Source organism: Curtobacterium aurantiacum, from assembly GCF_018598555.1.
In the GTDB taxonomy this organism is placed as follows: Bacteria; Actinomycetota; Actinomycetes; order Actinomycetales; family Microbacteriaceae; genus Curtobacterium; species Curtobacterium aurantiacum.
On sequence record NZ_JAHEWN010000029.1, the window covers coordinates 21,665 to 27,664 of the forward strand.

The 6,000-nt window shown below is 70.4% G+C and carries 6 protein-coding genes and 1 tRNA gene; 6 read left to right on the forward strand and 1 reads right to left on the reverse strand.

Annotated elements, in window-relative coordinates:
• Positions 1–208 precede the first annotated feature (208 nt).
• The 5 genes from KK087_RS16755 (at position 209) to KK087_RS16775 (ending at position 4,816) form a co-directional block, all read left to right on the forward strand.
• Positions 209–1,486, forward strand: a complete 1,278-nt coding sequence (locus KK087_RS16755) for an ABC transporter substrate-binding protein (RefSeq protein ID WP_214566784.1) — start codon at positions 209–211, stop codon at positions 1,484–1,486.
• Between the two features lie 111 nt (positions 1,487–1,597).
• On the forward strand, positions 1,598–2,623 hold the full coding sequence (locus tag KK087_RS16760) for a carbohydrate ABC transporter permease (RefSeq protein ID WP_214531523.1): 1,026 nt from the start codon (positions 1,598–1,600) through the stop codon (positions 2,621–2,623).
• Complete coding sequence (locus tag KK087_RS16765; RefSeq protein ID WP_214544369.1) at positions 2,620–3,531, forward strand: carbohydrate ABC transporter permease; 912 nt, start codon at positions 2,620–2,622, stop codon at positions 3,529–3,531. The genes KK087_RS16760 and KK087_RS16765 overlap by 4 nt, the downstream gene beginning before the upstream one ends.
• 5 nt (positions 3,532–3,536) lie before the next feature.
• On the forward strand, positions 3,537–4,034 hold the full coding sequence (locus KK087_RS16770) for a hypothetical protein (protein ID WP_214566785.1): 498 nt from the start codon (positions 3,537–3,539) through the stop codon (positions 4,032–4,034).
• Between the two features lie 146 nt (positions 4,035–4,180).
• On the forward strand, positions 4,181–4,816 hold the full coding sequence (locus KK087_RS16775) for an MBL fold metallo-hydrolase (RefSeq protein ID WP_214566787.1): 636 nt from the start codon (positions 4,181–4,183) through the stop codon (positions 4,814–4,816).
• Positions 4,817–4,924: 108 nt separating this feature from the next.
• On the opposite strand, the gene KK087_RS16780 is transcribed toward KK087_RS16775, so the two are convergent.
• Positions 4,925–5,821: a DUF72 domain-containing protein gene (locus KK087_RS16780; RefSeq protein ID WP_214566789.1), complete on the reverse strand. Its 897-nt coding sequence runs from the start codon at positions 5,819–5,821 to the stop codon at positions 4,925–4,927.
• Positions 5,822–5,924: 103 nt separating this feature from the next.
• Here KK087_RS16780 and KK087_RS16785 point away from each other — a divergent pair.
• Positions 5,925–6,000, forward strand: a tRNA-Glu gene (locus KK087_RS16785).

Consider the following 6,000-nt stretch of genomic DNA (forward strand, 5'->3'; position numbering starts at 1 on the left):
GTGTGCCCCGAACGAGGGTGAGCGCTCATCCAGGAAGTCTCGGGAACCGCAAGGGTCACACTCAGGTCACGGATGTCGTGCAACCGGTTGTGGTGCAGCCGGGGCGGGCGTAGCTTCCTCCACCAGCAGGCAGCGTCGCCTGCTCCAGGGCCCGTGCCGTCGTCACCCGACCGACCCGCCCTGGTGATCTCGACGAGGAGACAACGCTGTGAAGACAACACGCGCCAGGGTGCGGTCCGCGTCCGTTGCGGGGATCGCGGTCATCGGCCTCGTGCTCACCGGCTGCTCGAGCGGCAGCTCGGCGGACGACGGCGCCCAGAGCGGCCAGGACAGTCGCGGGCCCATCACCTACGTGCAGGGCAAGGACAACTCGAACGTCGTCCGCCCGCTGATCGCGAAGTGGAACAAGGCCCACCCGGACGAGAAGGTCACCTTCAAGGAGCAGTCCGACCAGGCCGACCAGCAGCACGACGACCTCGTGCAGCACTTCCAGGCCAAGGACGAGAACTACGACGTCGTCGACGTGGACGTCGTCTGGACCGCGGAGTTCGCCGCGAAGAAGTGGCTCACCCCGCTCACCGGTGACATGGAGCTCGACACCTCGAAGCTCCTGCCGTCGACGGTGAAGACCGCGACCTACAACGACACCCTCTACGCGGCACCGCAGACGTCCGACGGCGCACTGCTCTACTACCGCAAGGACCTTGTCAAGACGCCCCCGACGACGTGGGACGAGATGATGGACGACTGCACGATCGCGAAGGACGCCGGCATCGGCTGCTACGCGGGGCAGTTCGCGAAGTACGAGGGTCTCACCGTCAACGCGTCCGAGGCGGTCAACGGTTCCGGTGGTTCGGTGCTCGGCAGCGACGGTGCGCCCGACGTCGACACCGACGAGGCGAAGGCCGGGCTGCAGAACCTGGTCGACGCGTTCGAGGACGGGAACATCCCGGCCGAGGCGATCACCTACCAGGAGGAGCAGGGCCGCACGGCGTTCGAGGCCGGCAAGCTCCTGTTCCTGCGCAACTGGCCGTACGTCTACAGCCTGGCCAAGACCGACGGCTCGTCGAAGGTCAAGGACACCTTCGGCATCGCCCCGATCCCCGGTGCCGACGGCGTCGGTGCCTCGACGCTCGGGGGGCACAACGCGGCGATCAGCGTGTACTCGAAGCACAAGGCGACGGCCCACGACTTCCTCGAGTTCCTGGTCTCGGACGAGACGCAGAAGTTCTTCGCGACCCAGGGCTCGCTCGCCCCGGTCGTGGGTGACCTGTACACCGACCCCGAGCTCACGAAGGAGCTGCCCTACCTGCCGACACTGCTCAAGTCGATCGAGTCGGCCGAGCCGCGCCCGGTCACGCCGTTCTACCCGGCCGTGACGAAGGCGATCCAGGACAACACCTACGCGGCGCTCAAGGGATCGAAGTCGGTCGACGAAGCCACGAAGGACATGCAGGACGCCCTCACCGCGGCGACCAGCGGCTAGGGGAACGCGGCGCACGCCGCACCCGACGGACAGGAGGCCCGTGGCGGGCTCGCCACGGGCCTCCTGTCCGTCCCCACCCGCGTTCCGACACCCCGGCAAGGAGGCCGACACGTGTCAGCAGCAACCGAGATCCCCGCAGCCATCCCGAGCCCGACGGGCACGGGACCGAAGCGCCAGCGGCGCAGAGGCGGGCTCAACGCCGAGCACGGCCGCTGGGCCGTGTACCTCATCGGCCCGACGATCGCGCTCCTGGCAGTCGTCATCGGGTACCCCGTGGTCGGCGCGGTCATCCAGTCGTTCCAGCTCGACCAGGGCCTCGACAAGACCACCCAGCTCTTCGTCGAGGGCGGCTTCGCCGGCGTCACCAACTACGTGCACTGGCTCGGCCAGCGGTGCGGCGAGGTCGCCTGCCCGCCCGGCAGCCTCGGCTCGCAGTTCTGGGTGTCGATGGGCAACACGTTCTTCTTCACCGTCGTCACCGTGCTCGCCGAGACGGTGATCGGCGTGTGGATGGCCATCATCATGAACCGCAACTTCAGGGGCCGCGCCCTCGTCCGTGCCGCGATCCTGGTGCCGTGGGCGATCCCGACCGCGGTCACCGCGAAGCTCTGGTACTTCATCTTCGACGCGAACGGCGTCCTCAACCAGGTGATCGGCCACCAGGTCCTCTGGACCAGCGGTGAGTGGGCGTCCCGGTGGGCGGTGATCATCGCCGACACGTGGAAGACCACCCCGTTCATGGCGCTGCTCATCCTGGCCGGGCTCCAGCTGATCCCGGAGGAGGTCTACGAGGCCGGCAAGATGGACGGCGCCTCGACCTTCCAGCGGTTCGTGCTCATCACCCTGCCGCTCATCAAGCCCGCACTCATGGTCGCGATCCTGTTCCGCGTGCTCGACGCGCTGCGCATGTACGACCTGCCGCAGATCCTGACGGGCGGCGGCGGGGGTTCCGGCAACGCCACCACGACGCTGTCGATCCTGGTCGTCGAACAGATCCGGCAGGGCTTCAACTCCGCGTCGGCGCTGTCCACCATCACGTTCCTGGTGATCTTCGTCGTCGCGTTCCTGTTCGTGCGGTTCCTCGGCGCCAACGTCGTGCAGACGCAGGCCGCCCAGCAGAAGGGTGAACTCAAGTGACGCTCGCAGCAGACCGTCCCCGGTCGTCCGCCCGCTCCCGCGACCGTGCCGTCGACCGCACCGAGGTCCGGGTGCGGCGGGACACCGGGCCGCGGATCCGCACCGCGGTGCAGGCAGTCGTCATCGCAGTGTGGTGCCTCCTGCCGTTCTACTGGATGGTGGTCACGAGCTTCCGCGACGTCGGCTTCACGTTCGACGCCACCCCGTGGCCGACCCACGTGACGCTCGACAACTACGCGACGGCGTTCTCCACCTCGCTCGGCAACCACCTCGGACGTGCCCTCGCGAACAGCCTGCTCATCGGCGGTGTCGTGACGATCATCGCCCTGCTCGTCGGCACGACGGCGGCGTACGCCCTCGCCCGCCTCGAGTTCCGCGGCAAGTCGCTCATCGCCGGCGCGATCCTGGCGGCGTCGATGTTCCCCGGCGTCGCCCTCATCTCGCCGCTGTTCCAGCTGTTCACCGACATCGGGTGGATGGGGTCGTACCAGGCCCTCATCCTGCCGAGCATCTCGTTCGTGCTGCCGCTGACCGTGTACACGCTCGCGTCGTTCTTCCGCGAGATGCCGTGGGACCTCGAGGAGGCCGCACGCATCGACGGATGCACCCGGGTGCAGGCGTTCCGCCGGATCATCCTGCCGCTGGCCGCACCCGCGGTGTTCACGACGGCGATCCTGGCGTTCATCTCGAGCTGGAACGAGTACCTCATCTCGTCGCAACTCTCGAGCGACGCGACGCAGCCGGTGACGGTGGCGATCGCCTCGTTCGCCGGGTCGCAGCCGCACCAGGAGCCCTACACGGCGGTGATGGCCGCCGGCACGATCGTCACGATCCCACTCGTCGTCCTCGTGCTGATCTTCCAGCGGCGCATCGTGGCGGGGCTCACCGCCGGCGGCGTGAAGGGCTGACGACCATGGCACAGCGTGGACCCACCCGTCCCACCGCCCACATCGAGGAGTCCATCGGCTTCGTCGGGATGTTCGGCGTCCTGTTCCTCGGCGTCACGGTGTTCTGTGAGCTCACCGGGCGTCCGGCGCTCGGCTGGGCACTCACCCTGCTGGTGTGCGTCCTCGGTGTCGTGGCGCTCGACCGGTGGCGGGCCGCAGTGCTCCGCCGGACGACGGCGCAGGGCGGCATCGGAGGGCACCCCGCCCAGGGTGTGGGGGCTGCGCCCGCGGTGCCCCCGGTGCACACGGCGGTCACCGACCCCACCGGTCGCCGACCCCGACCCGGCTCGGACGGACGGGTGCACCAGCACGCCGGCTGGGACGAGGTCGCACCGGCAGCGCGACGACCGCCACACACCGGACGGCGGTCGGCCGTCACTGCGCACCGGAGCGTTCCGACGCACGCGCCCCGGCGCGGTGGACCGGACGGACCGACCGACGCGCCGGGTGGGACGGACGGCTGACGGGCCTCCCGGGTCGCACCGGGCGGCGACCGCGACCGGTCGTTCCGGTGCTCGACGCCGCGGCACCGGGTCGACGGCCTCCGCACACCTGGTCGTCCGCGCGACGACGGGGCCCCGCCCGCACGGTGCCGCGTAGGGTCGCCCGCATGGAGGTCACCAAACTCGAACACGCCTGCCAGGTCATCACCGAGGGGGACGTCCGCCTGGTCCTCGACCCCGGGAACTTCACGCGACCGGTCGACGCGACCGGGGTCGTCGCCGTCGTCGTCACGCACGAGCACCCGGACCACATCACCCCCGAGCAGGTCCGGCGCATCCTCGACGCGAACCCCGGCGCCGTCGTCATCGGGCCCGAGGGCGTCCGCGCGGCGCTCGCCGAAGCCGGCATCCCGGTCGACGTCGTCACCGAGGGCGACCACCGGACGGTCGGGCCGTTCGCGCTCAGCTTCCACGGCACACGCCACCAGCTCATCCACTCGTCGGTGCCGGTCGTCGACAACACCGGCGTGCTCGTGAACGGTCGGCTGTTCCACCCGGGCGACTCCTACACCGACCCGGGCGTCCCGGTCGAGGTCCTCGCAGCACCCGTCGGGGCGCCGTGGCTCAAGGTCGCCGAGATGATGGACTACGTCGCCGCGATCGCCCCGGCACGCGCCTACCCGATCCACGAGGCGACGCTCTCCGAGGTCGGGTACGGCATGCACACGGGACGCCTGCGCGAGGCCGTCGAGCCCGCCGGGTCGCTCGTCGTGCTGCGTCCGGGGGAGTCGATGACGCTCTGAAGCGTGCTCCGCACGGACGGGAGGCCCGTGGCGGGGCCGCCACGGGCCTCCCGTCCGCATCGTGCGCAGGAACGGTCGGGTCCGTGCTCCCGAGGCGACCATTCCTGCTCACGAAGCGCGGCGCAGTCGCTCCGCGACCAGGCGGTCGAGCGCCAGGGCGTCCCACGGGGCGTGCCGCTCGGCGTCGTTGTCGAAGTAGACGTACACGTCACGGCCGGCGTCGGCGTGCTCGAGCACCGTCGTCGCCCAGCTGCCGAGTGCCTGCGGCGAGTACCCGTCGTGGTAGGTCCGCGGCGCACCGTGCAACCGCAGGTACGCGAGCGGCGCCCCGGTGTCCGCCCGGAAGCGCGGGAAGTCCCCGGCGTGGGAGTCGACGAGGGCGACGCGGTGCCGGCGCAGCACGTCGAGGTGTTCGTCCCCGAAGCCGGGCGCCCGAACCTCCAGGGCGTGCTCGATCGACCGGCCCGGTTCGTCGGGCTGCACGAGACCGTCCGGTTCGTCGGGGACCTTGTCGTCGTGGAGGCTCGCGAGCTCGGCGGCCGCACCGTGCGTCCGGGGGAGCAGCCCGAGGAACACGTCGAGCACCTCGGGGGTCGGCAGCAACCGCTCGGGCAGCTGCCAGAGCACCGGGCCGAGGGTGTCGCGGAGCTCGAGCGGGCCCGAGGCGAAGAAGTTCGCCAGTGCGGTCTCGACGTTCCGCAGCCGGAGCATGTGCGTGACGTACCGGCCACCCTTCACCGCGAACCGGAACGGCTGCCCGCCCGAGGCCGCGCGCCACGCCCGGTACCGGGCCGGGCGCTGCAGCGAGTAGAAGGATCCGTTCAGCTCCACGGTCGGGAACCGTGCGGCCACGTGCTCGAGCCACCGCCGCTTCGCGAGCCCCTCGGGGTAGAAGTCCCCGCGCCAGCCGTCGTACTGCCACCCCGACAGCCCGACCCGCACGGTGGCCGAGGGGCTGCTGCCGACGTGCCGAACCGCTGCGATCGCATCGTGGTCCGCCGTCATCGACCCACCGTATGCCTGCTCGGGCATGGCGGCACACCCGGGCGACACGCCTCGTTTTGGTGCGGATGCGCGGCTTGTGCAATACTTGTCGAGTTGTCGGAACGGCCCCATCGTATAGCGGCCTAGTACGCTGCCCTCTCACGGCGGTAACGCGGGTTCGAATCCCGCTGGGGTCACCA